We start from the raw sequence: 16,815 nt of genomic DNA, 5'->3' as shown, positions 1-16,815 counted from the left end.
GGTTACGCCGGTCACGGCGGGCGGGACGGTCCGTCGCCCGGGCCGGCGGGACTACCCGTGGACGGGGAGGTGCGTGCGCGGTGACATGCGGGGGCCGTGGCGGGGCCGGCGGAGCCCGGCCAGCCCGAGCAGGGTGGGGACGCGGCCACGCTGGGGGCGCCAGGGCTCGAGGAACGCCTCGAGCTCCGCGTCGTCGAACGGCGTGCCGGTCAGCGCCCAGCCGACGTCCTTGGCGATGTGGTAGTCACCGAACGACACGGCGTCGGGGTCGCCGTGCGACCGCTGCCGCACCTCGGCGCTGGTCCACACCCCGATGCCCGGGAGGCTGCGCAGCCTGCGGTCGGCCTCCTCGTGGCTCATCCGGAGCGTGCGCTCGAGGCTCTCGGCGACCCGGCTGACCGTGACGATCGCCCGGGAGCGCGCGGGGTCGATGTGCAGGCGCAGCCACTCCCAGGAGGGGATCCGGCGCAGCGTGTCGGCGCTCGGCTGCACCCACAGCCGGCGCTCGGGGCCGGGACCGGGCGCGGGCTCGCCGTGCCGGAGCACCAGCCTCCGGAACCCCGCGAACGCCTCCTGGCCGGTGACCTTCTGCTCGATGATCGCCGGCACCAGCGACTCCATCACCAGCCCGCTGCGACCGAGCCGGGCGTGGGCGTGCCGCCGCCAGGCCTCGGCCACGACGGGGTGACGGGGCTCGAAGCCCGTCCAGTCGTCGTCGGCGCCGAGCAGTCCGGGGACCGACTCGAGCGCCCACTGGGCGCCCGCCCCCCAGGCCTCGGCGCGCACCTCGCCGTGCCGGTCGAGCGGCGTGACGACCATTGTGGCGGTGCCGACCGGCGTACGGATGCCGCGCCAGACCCGGCCGTGCTCGTCGAGGCGGAACGTCGGGTCGCCGCCGCCGTGGCGCTGCTGGTCGAGGGTGCGGACCACGGCGCACGGCCAGTCGGGGCGCCACACCCGCACCTGTCCGTCCGCCACGTGCCAGACCCTACGACCCGCCGCCGACCACTACGTTGCGGGCATGACGCCGCCGCACGTCCTGCAGAGCGCCGACTCCGCGCGGGTCCGCACGCTGACCCTCGATCGGCCCGAGGCCCTCAACGCCTTCAACGAGGCGCTCTACGACGCCCTCGCCGACGCGCTGCTCGCCGCCGCCGAGGACCCCGCGGTCGCCGTCGTGCTGCTGACCGGCAACGGCCGCGGCTTCTCCGCCGGCACCGACCTGCTCGAGATGCACCGGATCGCCACCGACCCGGCGTTCGAGCGCGGCCGGCACGGCTTCCCGGGGCTCGTGGACGCTCTCGACGCGTTCCCGAAGCCACTGGTGGTGGCGGTCAACGGCATCGGCCTCGGCATCGGGTGCACGATCCTGGGTTTCGCCGACCTGGCGCTCATGTCGGCCGAGGCGCGCCTCAAGTGCCCGTTCACCTCGCTCGGTGTCGCACCCGAGGCCGCGTCGTCGTACCTCATGCCGCTGCTGGTCGGCCGGCAGAACGCCGCATGGCTGCTGCAGTCCTCGGAGTGGGTCTCGGCCGAGGAGGCGCTCGCGATGGGGCTGGTCTGGCGCGTCTGCGCCCCCGACGAGCTCCTCGACGAGGCGCGGCGGCACGCCGAGGTGCTCGCCGCCAAGCCGATCTCGTCGCTGGTCGCGGTCAAGCGCACGATGACCGAGCCGCGGCGCGCCGGCATCGCGGCCGCGCGCGAGCGGGAGAACGCCGCGTTCGCCGAGCTGATGGGCGGCCCGGCCAACCTCGAGGCGCTGGCGGCGTTCGCGGAGGGCCGCGAGGCCGACTTCACGGCGCTGCCGCCCGGCTGGTGACCGGATTCGGGGGGTCGAACGGCAGGATCGCGATGGCCCGGTCCGCGAAGCCGGCCCTAGGCTCCCCGCCATGGCGATCGTCTACCCGCACGCGACCCTGACCCCGTCCAAGCGCGAGCTGATGGAGGCGTGGCTGCCGACCCGCTCCTGGTACGACGGCAACGAGGGCCGCACGATCACCGGGTCGTTCCGCTTCGACGACCCCGCCGGGGAGGTCGGCTGCGAGGGCTTCCTGCTCGGGGCCGAGGGCCTGCCGACGTTCGTCGTGGTGCTCACCTACCGCAGCGCCGAGCTCGAGGGCGCCGAGGAGCACCTCATCGGGACGTCCGAGCACTCCGAGCTCGGCCGGCGCTGGGTCTACGACGGCTGCGCCGACCCGGTCCTCGTCGGCGAGCTGGTCCGGGCGGTGCTCACCGGCGGCACCGGCGTCGACCACGAGTTCGACCTCGGTGACGGCCCGGAGTCGCGGCCGACCAGCGCCCAGGTGCGCGGCAGCGGCAGCGCGTCCGACGTACCCCCGGTCACCGAGGTGGGGTGCCACGACGAGGGCCCGCTCACGATCGTGAACGCCGGCCCGCTCGAGGTCGTCGTCGCACGGATCACCGGCACCTACGTCGACGCCGCCGAGACGCTCTCCGTCACCTGGAAGGGCGGCGACGACGTCGTGATCGCGGGCGTTCGTCCGGACTGACCGGGGGCGGAGTGACGAGCTACTGCGATTTCAGGTCGTGGTCCATCTGGAGCGGCTCGAGGTCGCCCAGCGACTCGGCGACGACGATGAGGTCGTCGCCGTTCGCGAGGCGGAAGTCCTCCGGCGGGTTGACGTAGGCCTGGCCGCCGCGGCTGACCGACAGCAGGGTGGCCCGGTGCTCCGACCGCAGCTTGGCGGAGAGCTCGTCGACCGACAGCCCGACGTAGGAGTCAGGGAGCTGGACGCGGTAGAGCTCGGAGCCGTCGCCACCCGACACGATGTCGGTGACCAGGCCGGCGAGCCCGGGGTAGAGCGACGAGCGCGCCATCAGCCGCGAGACCAGCTGTGAGGAGACCAGGATCTCGTCGGCCTCGGCGCGCTGGAAGTGCTCGACGTGGAGGGGGTTGTTGACCTCGACGACCGTCCGCACGTGCGGGGCGAGCGACTCGATCGCCATCACGCAGAGGATGGACTTCATGTCGGCCTCGTTGGACCCGTCGGCCGGGCACACGACGGCCGCCATGGCGTCCTCGATGCCGGCCCGCTTGAGGTCGTGTGCGGTGGTGATGTCGCCGTTGACGAAGTAGACGCCCTCGCCCGCGGGGTTCTTGTCGACGTCGCTGACGACGACGATCTTCGTCGTGTACTCATCGGTCGAGAGCTCCTGGATCAGCTCCCGCGCGGTCGAGTTCCAGCCGCAGACGATGATGTGGTCGCGGTAGCCCGAAGCACCCATGCCCTGGCCCTCCTTGAGCAGGTAGTCGATGAGGAACCCGACCAGGGCTCCGGTGAGCGAGGCGACGATCGCGACGCCGAAGAGGATGAGCAGCCACCCGACGACGTAGCCGGTGACGGTGTGCACCCGCCCGGACTCCCCCGCGCTCATGACGGTGGTCAGGGACCAGTAGAACCAGCCGCCGAACTGCTTGAAGTAGCCGCCCACGGTGTGCCACTTGTACTCGCCGTTGCGTTCGGCGAAGGTCACCAGGGCGGAGGTCACCACGAGGACGCCCGCGAGGAAGACGCCCACCCGGGAGAAGAACGAGGCGTCCATCCCGCTGGTCAGCCGCTTCACGTGAAAGGCGGCCCGGCGCAGGATCGGGATGCTGAAGAACGTCGCGAAGCGCGCGGGGATGAAGGCCATGGCGCGGGTGATCATCGCACCCGCGGAGGCCGCCCCGACATGACCTGTCCGGACCATTCCGGCAAGACCGATCCAGCGCATTCGCGCCCGTTCGGTCGTGTTTCACGCGTGAAACGGTGCACAACCGGCGCGATTGCGCTGATCTGGTCTTGGTGGGACTCCGCACGCGGTCAGGCGTACGCCGCGTCCACCAGGTCGGGCCGGGCCTGGGCGAGGACCTCGCCCTCGAAGGTCGTCACCGCTCGCGGGCGGCCTTGGCGACCGTCTCCTCGACCAGGGAGTTGAGCCGCGCCCCGACCGGCCAGCCGGCGTAGTGGCTCAGGAAGACCACGATCTCGCGCAGGGCGGTCTCGTCGAGGTCGCCGGACGCCAGCGCCGCCGGCACCTGGATCGTGAGCACGTCGTGCGCACCGGTGCCGGCGAGCAGGCCGATCAGCAGCAGCCGGCGGTCGCGGTCGGAGAGCCCCGGCCGGCTCCAGATGTCGGCGAACAGGTGGTCGGCGGTGTAGCGGAAGAAGTCGCCGGCTCCGTCGGACATCTCGAAGCCGTACACCTCCTCCATGCGCTCGAGCCCGAGGCGCCGCTGGTCGGGGAGGTCGTCGAACCTGCCCGTCCCCTCATCGGTCACAGTCCCAGTCCCTTCGCCAGGTGTTCGCGCGCGAGCTGCGCGAGCGGCACGTCGACGCCCAGTGTCGCCGCCAGCTCGATCGCGAACGACAGGTCCTTCTCGCCCAGCGCCCGCACGTGGTCGAAGACACCGTGCCAGAAGTCGTCGGCCGCCAGCGGGGCCGTCGTGTCGCGGTGCATGATCGCGCCCGGGCCGCCGGTGATCGCGTCGGTGTGCCGGACCACCTCACCGAGCGCGAGCAGGTCGAGGCCGGACGCCTCGGCGAGCCGCTGCGCCTCGGTGACCGCGGTGAACGCGACGAAGTGGATCAGGTTGCGGGCGAGCTTCATGCGGGTGCCGGCGCCGAGCGGTCCGGCGTGCACGACCTTGGAGCCCATCCGGGTGAGCACCGGCTCGGCCACGGCGTACGACGCCTCGTCGCCGCCGACCAGGATCGCCAGGGAGCCGTCGGCCGCGCCCATCGGGCCCCCGCTCACCGGAGCGTCCAGCACCCGCAGCCCGAGCGACGCGAGGTCGGCGGGCGTGCCGGGCGCCACCGTCGAATGGACCACCAGCACCGGTGCGGCGCCGGAGGCGATCACCTCGGACGCCACCGCCCGGACCTGCTCGTCGTCGCGGACCATCACGCACAGCACGTCGGCTTCGGCGGCTTCGGCGACCGACGAGGCGGCCGCGGCGCCGGCCGCGACCAGCTCGGCGACCGGCTCGCTGGCGACGTCGTGGACGCGCAGGTCGAGGTCGACGAGCCGCAGCGCCATCGGCCTCCCGATGCTGCCGAGGCCCACGAAGCCGACGGAGGGCGTCATGAGCGGAACGTCTGTCCGCCGTCGACCGCGATGATCTGCCCGGTCAGCCAGGCCGCCTCGTCGGAGAGCAGGAACAGGCAAGCACCGACCATGTCGTCGGGACGGCCCATCCGCTTGAGCGCCATCCCCTTCACGAGCTCGCGGGCGGCGTCACCGGCCTGCTTGTGGGTGGCTGCGGTGTCGGTCGGGCCGGGCGCGATCGCGTTGACACGGATCCCCATGCCGCCCAGCTCGTGCGCCAGCTGCTGGGTCAGGGCGTTGACCCCGGCCTTCGCCAGGCCGTAGAAGCCGGAGTAGAGCCAGGCCGCGGTCGAGCTCTGGTTGACGATCGCGCCGCCGCCGCGCTGGTGCATCTCGGGGTAGCAGGCCCGCGTCATCACCAGCGCGCCGTCCATGTTCACCGACATGAACCTCCTGTAGTAGTCCCAGTCGACGCTGACCAACAGGTCGAACTCCATGTCGCCGTAGATCGCGGCGTTGTTGACCAGCAGGTCGATCCCGCCGTACGCCGAGACGGCCGCCTCGACCATCGCGGCAGCCGACTCGTGGGACGACACGTCCGTGCGCACGAACAGCCCGCCCACCTCGGCGGCCACCTGCTCCCCCGCCTCGGCGCTGACGTCGGCGACCACGACCGACGCCCCCTCCGCGGCGAGCGCCCGCGCGTACGCCTCGCCGATCCCCTGGGCCGCGCCGGTGACCACCGCGACCTTGCCGTCGAACCTCTTCACGCGGGCTCCGCCATCACTTTCGTCTCGAGGTATTCCTCGAAGCCGGCCACGCCCATCTCGCGGCCGACCCCCGACTGCTTGTAGCCGCCGAACGGAGCGTCGGGGCTGAACCACACCCCGCCGTTGACCGCCAGCGTGCCGGTGCGGATGCGGCGCGCGACCGCCTTCGCGCGCTCGAGGTCGGCGGAGTCGACCGAGCCCGAGAGGCCGTACGCCGACTCGTTGGCGATGCGCACCGCGTCGTCGTCGCCGTCGTGCGCGATCACGACGAGCACCGGGCCGAAGATCTCCTCCTGCGCGAGCCGGGAGGTGTTGTCGAGTCCCGCCACCACGGTCGGCTCGACCCAGAACCCGTCCCGGTCGATGACGTGGCCGCCGGTCGCGAACCTGCCGCCCTCCTCGACCGCCAGCCGCAGGTAGGCCTCGACCCGGTCTCGCTGGGCCCGCGAGATCACCGGGCCGCAGATCGCGCCCGGGTCGGCCGGGTCCCTGACCCCGATCGACTCCATCGTCGCCGCGGCCACCTGCACCGCCTCGTCGTACCGGTCGCGGGGCACGACGAGTCGGGTCGTGATCGCGCAGCCCTGGCCGGCGTGGATGCAGGCCTCGAACGCCGTGGCGCCCGCGACGGCCGCGACGTCGGCGTCGTCGAGCGCGATCGCGGCCGACTTGCCGCCGAGCTCGAGGAAGACCCGCTTGAGCGTCGGAGCCGCCGCGGCCATGATCGCCCGGCCCGTCGCCGTCGAGCCGGTGAACGACACCATGTCGACGCGCGGGTCGGTCGCGAGGACCGACGCGACCTCGTCGGAGCGCGGCGTGACCACGTTGAGCACCCCGGGCGGCAGGTCGGTGCGCTCGGCTGCCAGCCGTCCGAGCTCGCACGCGAGCCAGGGCGTGTCGGGTGCCGGCTTGAGCACGACCGTGCAGCCCGCCGCGAGCGCGGGGCCGACCTTGGCGAGGTTGATCTGGGTCGGCACGTTCCACGGCGTGATGGCGGCGACCACGCCGACGGCCTCGCGGCGGACGGTCCGGCGGCTCGGGACCCCCATCGGCTCGGCGACCCCGAGGTCGGTCTCGTAGTCGTAGGACTCGGCGAGGTCGGCCACCCACCGCAGCCCCTCGACGGGCGCGTCGAAGCCAGCCGCGACCTGCATGAACGCCGGCATCCCGACCTCGGCCGCCGTCAGCGCGCGGAAGTCGTCGGAGTGGTCGAGCAGCGCCTGGTGGAGCTGACGCAGGCAGCGGACCCGGAGCCCGACGTCGGTCGACCAGCCGGTCTCGTCGAAGGCCCGCCGGGCGGCCGCGATCGCGGCGTCGACGTCGGCGGCCGTCGCGTCGGGCGCGCGCCCGATCTCCGCGCCGGTCGCGGGGGCGAGGATCGGGAACGTCGCGCCGTCGCTCGCCGGCACCAGCTTGCCGTCGACGAGCAGCTGCGCCGGAGGCGTCGTCACGTCGCCGACTCCTGGGTCACGAAGTCGCCCCGCTCCACCGGCGGCGGCCACAGCGTCGACGGGAGCTCGTCGTAGGTGTAGTGGCCCGGCAGCTCCCTGCCGTTGACGCCCATCCGGTCGACCAGCCCCTGCGGCGCCTTGCCGGACGCGGCGATGGCCAGGAACGTCGTGGCGGTCGAGCCGAGGTCGAACCAGTCGCGCTGCCAGGCGAACTTCAGCGTGCCCTCGTCGGGGCCGGCCGCCTGCCGCTCGACGCCGAACCACGAGCCGCCGATGCCGAGGATCTCGTACTCCTGCCCGGTGGCGTCGTCGGTGATCCCCGACTTCTGCTTCCAGAAGCCCAGCACCATCCCCTTGGCCTCGTCGATCATCGTGCACTGGTAGTCGTAGTGCCACCCGTCGAGCCCGGCCATCTCCTGGCCGATCGCCAGCCTGCGGATCTCCTCGCGGCCCACGGCCATGAAGTGCTCGTCGGGCGTGTACATCCAGCCGTACGTCGCGTCCTCGGCGTACCAGTCGGCCATGATCGTCCAGTCGCCACTGCGCTCGGCCGCGCGGTTGACGTCGAGCCAGGTCTCCCAGAACTCCTCGATCTCGGCGCGGGTCAGGTCGGACATCAGCTCTCCTCGATGCTCAGGGCCATGGCGGGGCAGTAGCGGACGGCGGCCTGCACCTGCGGCCGCACGGACTCGTCGGGGTGCTCCTGCAGGAGCGTGACCTTGTCGGCCCCGGCGTCGAAGCCGAACACGTCGGGTGCCTCCCCCTGGCACATCTGGTGCGCCTGGCACAGGTCCAGGTCGGCCACGACGCGCATCACGACCGCCTCCGTGCCGCAGCCGCCGCAGCGCAGGCACCTGCTGACGCCGGTCCGATGCCGGTCACCGCGACCGCCTCCGTGCCGCAGCCTGCGTCGCAAGCCGCCCCGCGCTGGTCGAGCTCGTCGAGACCACCGCAGCGCAGGCACCTGCTGACGCCGGTCCGAGGCCGGTCACCGCGATCGCCTCCGGTAGCGGACCCGGCACGGCTGCTCGAGCTGGATGACCATCTTCGAGGTGTCGTCGCGGTAGGTCTCGAGGGGCTGTGCCGGCTCGAACTCGTAGTCGCGCAGGATCACCGAGAAGATCGCCTTGAGCTGCATCATCGCGAACGCGTTGCCGACGCACCGGTGCCTGCCGGCGCCGAAGGGGATCCAGGTCCAGCGGTTCTGGAGGTCCTCCTGCCTCGGGTCGAGGTAGCGGCCCGGGTCGAACCGGTCGGGGTCGGGGAAGTCCTCGCCGATCCTGTTGGACACGCGGGGTGACGCGGCGACCATCGTGCCGGGCGCGATCGTGTGCCCGGCCAGCTCGACCTCCTCCTGCACCACGCGCAGCAGGATGACCAGCGGCGGGTGCAGCCGCAGCGTCTCCTTCAGCGCCGCCTCCAGCCGAGGGATCGAGCGCAGCGCCTGGAACGAGACCTCGACGGTGCCTTCCCCTCGGCGACCTGCGTAGAGCTCGTCGAGCTCGGCGACGACGTCCTTCATCACCTCGGGGTGGCGCATCAGCTCGATCAGCGCCCACGCGGCGGTCCCCGACGAGGTGTGGTGACCGGCGAACATCATCGAGATGAAGATGCCGGTGATGTGGTCGGCGCTCATCTCGATCGAGATGAGCACGTCGAGCAGGTCGCGCTCCTCGCGCGGCACCGTGCCCCGCGCGAGGCGCTTCTCGATGATCGCCTGCACGAGCTCGACGAGCCGCTCACGGGCGGCGTCGCGGCGGTGGAAGGACTCGATGTCGGCGTACGGGTCGACGTACGCGATCGCGTCGGTGCCGCGCTCCAGCTCGTGGTAGTGCCGGGCGAACGACGCGTCGAGCTCCTCGCGGAACGGCCTGCCGATCAGGCACGCCGAGGTCGTGTAGATCGTGAGCTCCGCGAACCAGTCGAGCAGGTCGATCTCGCCGCCCTGCCCGTCGTCCTGCTCGTCGTCGGCACCCCAGGTGGCGACCATCCGGCGTACCTCGGCCTCGATGGTCTGCGCGTGGCCGCGCATCATGTCGCCGCGCAGCGCCTGGTTCTTCAGCATCTGCTGGCGCTCCTCGGGACTGGCGTCGAAGACCACGCCCTTGCCGAAGATCGGGGTCATGAAGGGGTACGCCGCGGCCTGGTCGAGGGTGGAGTCGGGCGCCCGGAAGAACTGCTCGTTGGCCTCGGCGCCGCTGACCAGCACCACGTCGCGGTCGGCGAGCCGGAACCGCCCGATGTCACCGCACTCCTCGCGGACCCGGTGGAAGAGCCCGATCGGGTCCACCCGCATCTCGGCGAGGTGACCGTGGCCGTCGTCCGGCACGGCGAAGCTCACCATCGGGATCTCGCTCACGAGTCCTCCAGCGGTGCCTCGGGGCTGACCTCGACCAGGCTGAGGTGCACGCCGCGCGGGGCGCTCACGACGGTGGTGATGGCGTCGGCGACGGCCGCGGGCTTCAGGAAGTGGGGGTGCCGGGCGAGCCCGAAGCGCACCCACTGGTCGAGCACGAACGCCGCGTCGTCGGGGTCCCAGTCGCTGCCCATCTCGCTCCAGGTCGGGCCGGGCCGCACGACCGAGGCGCGCACGCCGGTCCCCTCGAGCTCGAGCTGCAGGCTCGCCGCCAGCCCCTCGAGGCCCCACTTGCCCGACGAGTACGCCGCCATGAACGGCCGCGGGCGCACGGCCGTGTCGGACGAGACGAAGACGATGTCGCCCCGACGCCGTTGCTGCATGCCGGGCACGAAGGCGCGGACCAGCCGGTGCGCGCCGACCACGGTGAGGTCGAGCTCGCGGGTGAACCGCTCCGGGTCGACGTCGGTGATCGTGCCGGGCCCGACCGCGCCGGCGTTGGACACCACCACCTCGATGTCGCCGAGCTCGTCGGCGACGGCCTCGGCGAACGACGCCACCGAGGCGTCGTCGGTGAGGTCGAGCGCGTGCACGACGGCCTCGCCGCCGTCGGCGCGCACCTGTGCGGCGACCTCCTCGAGCCGGTCGACGCGACGGGCGCCGAGGGCGACCGGGAAGCCGGCCCGGGCGAGGCTGAGCGCGGTGGCCGCGCCGATGCCCGAGCCGGCGCCGGTGACGACCGCGGGGCGGCGTGCGGGCTGGGCGTACTTCTCGCTCGCCATCAGCGCGCCTCGACCGTCGTCGGCACCGAGGCGAAGCCGCGCACGTTGAGCGAGTGCACGCGCACGCAGCGCGCGTGGTCGACCTCGACCGACCGGACCCGGGCGACGAGGCTGGTGAGCGCGACGCGGGCTTCGAGGCGGGCGAGGTTGGCACCGAGGCAGAAGTGCCGGCCGCCACCGAAGGACAGGATCCTGGCGAGCTCGTCGGGGTCGCGGTGGAGGTCGTAGTCGTCGGGGTGCGAGAACACCCGCTCGTCGCGGTTGGCCGAGCCGAGGCAGAGCAGCAGCTTCGACCCGCGCGGCGCGACCCGGCCGTGCAGCTCGACGTCCTCCAGCAGGTAGCGCGCGAGCAGCTGGCTCGAGGTGTCGAAGCGCAGCGTCTCCTCGATCCACGGGGTGACCAGCTCGGGGTTGCCGGCGCCGCCGAACACCTCGGCCAGCTGGCCGGGGTGCCGGGTGAGGTGGAACAGCGCGTGGCCGAGCAGCTTCGTGGTCGTCTCGTTGCCGGCGACGACCATGAGGAACAGGAACGCGATGACGTCCTCGTCGGTGAGCCGCTCGCCATCGACCTCGGCCTCGACCAGCGCGGAGGTGAGGTCGTCGGCCGGCACACGCCGTCGCTCGTCGACCATCGCCTGGTAGTAGCCGACGAGCCACAGCGAGGCGTCCATGGCCGCCGGCGGCACGTCGTAGACGCCGTCCTCGCGGTGCACGACGACGTCGGCCTGGCGGCGTACCTCCGCGCGGTCGTCCTCGGGGACGCCCATCAGCTCGGAGATGACGTCCATGGGCAGCTTGCCGGCGAAGTCGGTGATCCAGTCGAACCCGGCGCCGTCGGCTGCCAGGTCGAGGCACTCGCCGAGGTAGCGGTCGGTGAGCTCCTGGATGCGCGGCAGCAGGTCGTGGACCCGGCGCGGCGTGAAGCCGCGGGACACCAGCGAGCGCAGCCGCGTCTGCCGGGGCGGGTCCATGCCGAGGATCGACATCACCTTGTGCGCGTCCGGGCCCCACGCCGAGTCCTCGATGGCGACGCCCCGGGAGTTGGAGTAGGTGCCCTCGGCGCGCACGGCGTCGGCGATGTCGGCGTGCCTGGTCAGCGCCCACAGGTCGAGGGCGGGGTTGTGGTGCAGCGGCTCGTGCTCGCGGAGCCAGGCGTACGTCGGGTAGGGGTCGTCCTGGAAGGCGTAGTCGTACGGGTCCAGCACGACCCGGTCGCTGGTCACCGCGCTCACGCGTTGCCTCGGAGGATCGTGGCCATGACGGCGTCGAGCCGGTCGGCCAGGTCGTCGTAGGAGATCAGCCCCATGCCGGTCTGGAGCAGCGCGCCGGTGAGCGCGAGCGTGAGCGCGTCGAGGAGCTCGGCGTCGGCGTCGGGCCCGAGTGCGCTGCGGAACCGGTCGTGGATCTCCGCGCCGATCACGATCCGCAGCCGCTCGACGTCGGGGTCGGTGCCGAGCAGCGCGTGGTTGGCCGCCGAGGCGAGGTGCGGGCTCGCGCCGAGCACCGTCGCGAGGTGCCGGGTGACCGCGGCGACCCGCTCGACCGGCGTGCGGCCGCCAACTTCGACGGCCTGCTCGACGGGGTGCTCGAGCAGCACCTTGCGGTGGAACAGCTCGGCGTAGAGGTGGTTCTTGGAGCCGAAGTAGGTGTACGCCGTGGCCGGCGAGACCCCCGCGCGGCCGGCGACCGTGCGGATGGTGAGCGCCTCCGGCCCGACCGCGGCCAGCTCCTGCGCCGCGGCGTCCAGAAGCTTCTGGACCGTCTCCGCCTGCCGGGCGTTCAGGCCCCGCCGCGGCAGGGTGGACACCTGACTGGACACGTGTCCAAGTTAGAACGTGTTCTCGTTCTAGTCAAGGCAGTTTCACCGGGTACCCGGTGAAACTGCCGCTGACCGCAAGGAACTCCATCCGGTCAGCGCCAGTTTCGTGGGGGCAGCCCCCGGCAGCCCCGGCAGCCCCGGCAGCCCCCGCCACCCCCGGCAGCCCCGGTCGAACGTCGCCCGCAGCGCTCAGATCGACAGCGCCAGCACCACCGCGCCGGCCGTCAGCACGACCGCCGGCAGCAGGCGCTGGCGGGCCGCCGACTCGCGCAGGACGAAGACACCGATCAGGACGCCGACCGCGATGCTGAGCTCGCGGAGGGCGGCGACCGCGGCGAGCGCGCCGCTGGTCTGGGCGAGCAGCACCAGGCCGTAGGCCAGCACCGATACGACTCCCCCGCCGAGCGCCATCGCGGTCTGGCGCCGCGGCAGGCTCAGCAGCGCCCGGCCGCGCCGGGCGACGGCGTACGCGACCACGACGCCCGAGTGGAGCGCCATGAGCCAGCCGCCGTATGCCAGCACCGGCGCGCCGCCCGACACCGCCAGGCCGTCGACGACGGTGTAGCCGGCGATCGCGGTCCCCGTCGCGAGAGCCGTCGCGATGCCCACCCGGTCGCGCCGAGTCAGCGGCGGGCCGGCGAGCGTCACCCCGACGAGCCCGAGCACCACGAGCACCACCCCGGCGACGACGTCGGGGCCGAGCGGCGAGCGCGGCAGCACCAGCGACGCCGCCGCGGTCAGCGCGACGCCGGTGCCGCGGCTGAGCGGGTAGGCCCGGCTGAGGTCCGCGACCTCGTACGTCGCCATGAGCAGCAGCACGTAGGCCACGTGCAGCACCGCCGAGCCGGCCGCGAACCAGAGCCAGCGCCACCCCACGGGCTCGCTCACCACGATGAGCGCGACTCCGACGACGCACGTCGAGGCCGAGATCAGCCCGAACCCGGCCACCCGGTCCGCGGCCGAGTGCGCGACCGCGTTCCAGGTCGCGTGGAGGACGGCCGCGAGCAGGACCAGGACGACGACGAGCGGTCCGGGATCGAGGTGCAACGGGCTGTCCTGGTGTCGGTGCCGACGGGTTGACTGTCCCCATGCTCCTCGCCGACATCGTGGCCACCTCCACCGAGGTCGCCGCCACGCGCTCGCACAAGGCCAAGACCGCGGCGTTCGCCGAGCTGTTCTCGCGGGTCGCCGGCGCGAGCGCGGAGGAGATCGAGACCGTCACGTCCTACCTCGCCGGGTCGCTGCGCCAGCGGCGCACCGGCCTGGGCTGGCGCTCGATGCAGGCGCTGCCGCCGCCGGCGGCCGAGCCGTCGCTGACCGTGCTCGAGGTGCACGAGGCGTTCGAGCGCATCGCCGCCGTGTCCGGGTCGGGGTCGCAGCAGGCCCGGGCCACGGCGACGGCCGAGCTGTTCGGGCGTGCCACCGCCGCGGAGCAGCCGTGGCTGCGCGGCGTCGTCACCGGCGAGGTCCGGCAGGGCGCCCTCGACTCCCTGGTGCAGGAGGGGCTGGCCGCCGCGGGCGGAGTCCCGCTTGTCGCCGTGCGCCGCGCCGCGATGATGGCGGGCTCGACGGTCGCCGTCTCGGTCGCCGCGCTGACCGGCGGCGAAGAGGCGCTGGCGGCGTTCGTCCTCGAGGTCGGCCGGCCGGTGCTGCCGATGCTCGCCTCCAGCGCGACCACCGTCGAGGCCGCGATGGCCAAGGCCGGCGGCGGGTCCGACCGCCCCGTGGCGATCGACACCAAGCTCGACGGCATCCGGATCCAGGTGCACCGCCGCGGCGACGACGTGGTCGTCGCGACGCGCTCGCTCGAAGACATCACCGCGCGGCTCCCCGAGGTCGTGGAGGTGACCCGCGCGCTGCCCGCCACCGACCTGGTGCTCGACGGCGAGGTGCTCGCGCTCGACGACCAGGGCCGGCCGCGACCGTTCCAGGAGACCGCCTCGCGCACGGCGATGGCCGCGGGCGTCCACCTCACGCCCTACTTCTTCGACCTCCTCCACCTCAACGGGCGCGACCTGGTCGACGCCCCGGGCTCCGAGCGGCTCGAGGCGCTGGCCGGGCTGGTGCCCGAGGAGCACCTCGTTCCGCGCCTGGTGACCGCCGACGTCGCAGAAGCCGAGGCCTTCACGTCGAAGGTGCTCGACCTCGGCCACGAGGGCGTCGTCGTCAAGGACCTCGCTGCCCCCTACGACGCCGGCCGTCGCGGCTCCGCCTGGGTGAAGGTCAAGCCGGTGCACACCCTCGACCTCGTCGTCCTCGCCGTCGAGTGGGGCTCGGGCCGCCGTCGGGGCTGGCTCTCCAACATCCACCTCGGTGCCCGCGACGACTCCGCCGAGGGCGGCTTCGTGATGCTCGGCAAGACGTTCAAGGGCATGACCGACGAGATGCTCGCCTGGCAGACCGCGCGGTTCACCGAGCTCGCCCTCGACCCGGCCGGTGTCCGCGACCACCACGTGGTCGAGGTCCGGCCGGAGCAGGTCGTCGAGATCGCCTTCGACGGCCTCCAGCGCTCGACCCGCTATCCCGGCGGGCTCGCGCTCCGCTTCGCCCGCGTCGTCCGCTACCGCGACGACAAGAACGCCGACCAGGCCGACACGATCGAGACGGTGCGCGCGCTGTCCGCACCGCCGGCGGGTCCCTGACCCCGCGCCCGACCCTGGCGTGCAACCGCGTCCACCCTATTGCAACAAGTCTTTCGAAAGAGTAGTTTCGATACGTGGATGCACCCAAGAACCGACGCCTGCGGGACCCGCGTGAGCTCCGTGCCCTGGCCCATCCGGTCCGGATGGCGATCATCGAGCAGCTCGGCATCAACGGCCCGATGACCGCGACCGCGCTCGCCGAGCGGCTCGACGAGACGCCCGCCAACTGCTCCTGGCACCTGCGCAAGCTCGCGTCGCACGGGTTCGTCGAGGAGGCCGAGGGTGGCACCGGCCGGCAGCGCCCCTGGCAGGTGCCGGTCCTCGGCTTCTCGTGGGACGAGGACCCGACCTCGACCACCGCCGAGGCGCGGCAGGCGGCCAGGGCGATGAGCGACGTGGTGCTCGAGCGCGCCACGAACCGCATGCGTGAGGCCGAGGAGCGGATGGGCGACGAGCCGGAGGAGTGGCGCGACGCCCAGGACCGGTCCCAGACCCTCGCCTGGCTGACCGCGGACGAGCTGCGCGAGATCAACCTCGCCATCCGCGAGCTCCTCACGGCGCACGTCGACCGGTTCGCCGATCCCGGCAAGCGACCGGAGGGTGCCCGGCTCTGCGAGCTCGTCGCGTGGGGCGGGCTGACCTACTTCCCGGGGGTGGACGAGGCGTGAGGAAGCTGTTCGCCCGCCCGGGGTTCCCGCCCCTGTTCGCCGGGCTCAGCACGTCGATGCTCGGCGACTCGGTGATGCTGCTGGTGCTGAGCATGTGGGTGAAGACGCTCACCGACTCCAACGCGATGGCGGGGCTGACCTTCTTCTTCATGGTGCTGCCGGCGCTGGGCGCGCCGCTCTTCGGTGTCTGGGTCGACCGGCTGCCCCGCAAGCCGATCCTGGTGTGGGGCAACCTGGCGAGCGCCGCGGCGGTGCTGCCGCTGGTCCTGGTCAGGGACGAGCGCGACGTCTGGCTGATCTGGGCCGTGGCCTTCCTCTACGGCGTCTCGTTCGTCGTGCTGCCGGCCGCGGTCAACGGCTTGCTCAAGGAGCTGCTCCCGGAGGACCTCCTCATCGATGCCAACTCCGGCCTGGCGACGTTCAAGGAGGGCTTCCGCCTCTTCGGACCGCTCGTCGGCGCCGCGATCTTCGCCACCGCGGGCGGCTGGCTCGTGGCCGTGGTGGACGCGGCGACGTTCGTCGTGGCGGCGGCGTTCATCGCCTCGATCAGGGTGACCGAGGCGGCGCCGCCGCCGCGGACTGGCTTCCGCGACGAGGTCGCGGCGGGGCTGCGCTTCATCGTCGGCGAGCGCGTGCTCCGCAACGTCCTGATCGGTCTCGGCGCCTCGATCCTGGTGATCGGGTTCTTCGAGGCGTCGATCTACGCGCTGCTCGACGCCTTCGACAAGGCTCCGACCTTCGCGGGGATCTTCGTCACCGTTCAGGGCGTCGGAGCGATCGCCGGTGGTCTCACCGCCAGCCTGGTCGTCCGGCGGCTGGGTGAGGTGGGCGGCGCGGTGGCCGGGCTGGCGACCATGGCGTTGGCGACGGCCGTCGAGGCCTCCGCGCCCACCATGACCGTGGTGCTCGCGGGCGCCGTGGTGCTGGGCGTCGCGATCCCGTGGACCTTCGTCGCGTTCACCACGCTGATGCAGCGGCGCTCCCCCGGGCACCTCATCGGCCGGGTCTCCGCCACCGTCGACGTGCTGCTCTCGACCCCGCAGGCGATCTCGCTGGCCGTCGGTTCGCTGCTGGTGAGCCTGCTCGACTACCGCACCATCTTCTGGATCATCGCCTCGGTGATGACGCTCGGCGCCCTGCAGATCGCGGTCAGCCTGCGCGACCAGATCCGGAGCCACGTCCGCGGTGCCGGTACGCCGGCCGAGCCGGCGCCCGCGCCTGCGCCCGCAGCGGAGCTGGCCGGCGGCGCCGACCTCCTCTAGGCCGTGTCTAGGACTC

Annotated in this window: 18 protein-coding genes; 5 read left to right on the top strand and 13 right to left on the bottom strand. The window is 72.8% G+C overall.

Going from position 1 to position 16,815, the window contains the following annotated elements; translation table 11 throughout:
• Window positions 1-51: 51 nt before the first annotated feature.
• Window positions 52-978 (bottom strand): DNA-3-methyladenine glycosylase family protein, encoded by a 927-nt coding sequence (locus G514_RS0104420; protein ID WP_028650769.1) that lies wholly within the window; start codon window positions 976-978, stop codon window positions 52-54.
• Between the two features lie 43 nt (window positions 979-1,021).
• Here G514_RS0104420 and G514_RS0104415 point away from each other — a divergent pair, with 43 nt between their 5' ends.
• On the top strand, window positions 1,022-1,819 hold the full coding sequence (locus tag G514_RS0104415; RefSeq protein ID WP_028650768.1) for an enoyl-CoA hydratase/isomerase family protein: 798 nt from the start codon (window positions 1,022-1,024) through the stop codon (window positions 1,817-1,819).
• A gap of 70 nt (window positions 1,820-1,889) precedes the next feature.
• Complete coding sequence (locus tag G514_RS0104410; protein ID WP_028650767.1) at window positions 1,890-2,510, top strand: maltokinase N-terminal cap-like domain-containing protein; 621 nt, start codon at window positions 1,890-1,892, stop codon at window positions 2,508-2,510.
• A 19-nt stretch (window positions 2,511-2,529) separates the two neighbouring features.
• On the opposite strand, the gene G514_RS0104405 is transcribed toward G514_RS0104410, so the two are convergent.
• From G514_RS0104405 to G514_RS0104350, 12 genes are all read right to left on the bottom strand, one after another.
• Window positions 2,530-3,654 carry a potassium channel family protein gene (locus tag G514_RS0104405; RefSeq protein WP_211222029.1) on the bottom strand — a complete coding sequence of 375 codons (1,125 nt, stop codon included), beginning with the start codon at window positions 3,652-3,654 and terminating at the stop codon, window positions 2,530-2,532.
• A 235-nt stretch (window positions 3,655-3,889) separates the two neighbouring features.
• Window positions 3,890-4,282: a carboxymuconolactone decarboxylase family protein gene (locus G514_RS0104400; RefSeq protein ID WP_028650765.1), complete on the bottom strand. Its 393-nt coding sequence runs from the start codon at window positions 4,280-4,282 to the stop codon at window positions 3,890-3,892.
• The gene (locus G514_RS0104395) at window positions 4,279-5,088 is read right to left on the bottom strand and encodes an NAD(P)-dependent oxidoreductase (protein WP_028650764.1); all 810 of its coding nucleotides are present in this window, start codon (window positions 5,086-5,088) and stop codon (window positions 4,279-4,281) included. Before G514_RS0104395 ends, G514_RS0104400 begins: the two co-directional genes overlap by 4 nt.
• Window positions 5,085-5,819 (bottom strand): SDR family oxidoreductase, encoded by a 735-nt coding sequence (locus G514_RS0104390; protein ID WP_028650763.1) that lies wholly within the window; start codon window positions 5,817-5,819, stop codon window positions 5,085-5,087. The genes G514_RS0104395 and G514_RS0104390 overlap by 4 nt, the downstream gene beginning before the upstream one ends.
• Complete coding sequence (locus G514_RS0104385; protein ID WP_028650762.1) at window positions 5,816-7,270, bottom strand: aldehyde dehydrogenase; 1,455 nt, start codon at window positions 7,268-7,270, stop codon at window positions 5,816-5,818. Before G514_RS0104385 ends, G514_RS0104390 begins: the two co-directional genes overlap by 4 nt.
• Window positions 7,267-7,887 (bottom strand): hypothetical protein, encoded by a 621-nt coding sequence (locus G514_RS24860; RefSeq protein ID WP_051246725.1) that lies wholly within the window; start codon window positions 7,885-7,887, stop codon window positions 7,267-7,269. Before G514_RS24860 ends, G514_RS0104385 begins: the two co-directional genes overlap by 4 nt.
• Window positions 7,887-8,084, bottom strand: a complete 198-nt coding sequence (locus G514_RS0104375; protein WP_028650761.1) for a ferredoxin — start codon at window positions 8,082-8,084, stop codon at window positions 7,887-7,889. Before G514_RS0104375 ends, G514_RS24860 begins: the two co-directional genes overlap by 1 nt.
• Before the next feature lie 174 nt (window positions 8,085-8,258).
• Window positions 8,259-9,629, bottom strand: coding sequence for a cytochrome P450 (locus G514_RS0104370; RefSeq protein WP_281167600.1), 1,371 nt, complete (start codon window positions 9,627-9,629; stop codon window positions 8,259-8,261).
• Window positions 9,626-10,408, bottom strand: a complete 783-nt coding sequence (locus G514_RS0104365) for an SDR family oxidoreductase (protein WP_028650759.1) — start codon at window positions 10,406-10,408, stop codon at window positions 9,626-9,628. Before G514_RS0104365 ends, G514_RS0104370 begins: the two co-directional genes overlap by 4 nt.
• Complete coding sequence (locus tag G514_RS0104360; protein WP_028650758.1) at window positions 10,408-11,640, bottom strand: cytochrome P450; 1,233 nt, start codon at window positions 11,638-11,640, stop codon at window positions 10,408-10,410. The genes G514_RS0104365 and G514_RS0104360 overlap by 1 nt, the downstream gene beginning before the upstream one ends.
• Window positions 11,637-12,227 (bottom strand): TetR/AcrR family transcriptional regulator, encoded by a 591-nt coding sequence (locus G514_RS0104355; protein WP_028650757.1) that lies wholly within the window; start codon window positions 12,225-12,227, stop codon window positions 11,637-11,639. Before G514_RS0104355 ends, G514_RS0104360 begins: the two co-directional genes overlap by 4 nt.
• A gap of 189 nt (window positions 12,228-12,416) precedes the next feature.
• Window positions 12,417-13,274 (bottom strand): DMT family transporter, encoded by an 858-nt coding sequence (locus tag G514_RS0104350; RefSeq protein WP_028650756.1) that lies wholly within the window; start codon window positions 13,272-13,274, stop codon window positions 12,417-12,419.
• Window positions 13,275-13,315: 41 nt separating this feature from the next.
• On the opposite strand from G514_RS0104350, the gene G514_RS0104345 reads away from it, so the two are divergent.
• From G514_RS0104345 to G514_RS24850, 3 genes are all read left to right on the top strand, one after another.
• The gene (locus G514_RS0104345; protein WP_028650755.1) at window positions 13,316-14,869 is read left to right on the top strand and encodes an ATP-dependent DNA ligase; all 1,554 of its coding nucleotides are present in this window, start codon (window positions 13,316-13,318) and stop codon (window positions 14,867-14,869) included.
• 74 nt (window positions 14,870-14,943) lie between these two features.
• Window positions 14,944-15,537 carry a helix-turn-helix domain-containing protein gene (locus G514_RS24855; protein WP_157544596.1) on the top strand — a complete coding sequence of 198 codons (594 nt, stop codon included), beginning with the start codon at window positions 14,944-14,946 and terminating at the stop codon, window positions 15,535-15,537.
• Window positions 15,534-16,799, top strand: coding sequence for an MFS transporter (locus tag G514_RS24850; RefSeq protein ID WP_051246719.1), 1,266 nt, complete (start codon window positions 15,534-15,536; stop codon window positions 16,797-16,799). Before G514_RS24855 ends, G514_RS24850 begins: the two co-directional genes overlap by 4 nt.
• Window positions 16,800-16,815: the final 16 nt, after the last annotated feature.

Source organism: Nocardioides halotolerans DSM 19273, assembly GCF_000422805.1.
GTDB classification, from domain to species: domain Bacteria; phylum Actinomycetota; class Actinomycetes; order Propionibacteriales; family Nocardioidaceae; genus Nocardioides; species Nocardioides halotolerans.
This window is presented reverse-complemented; position numbering and strand designations above follow the sequence as displayed.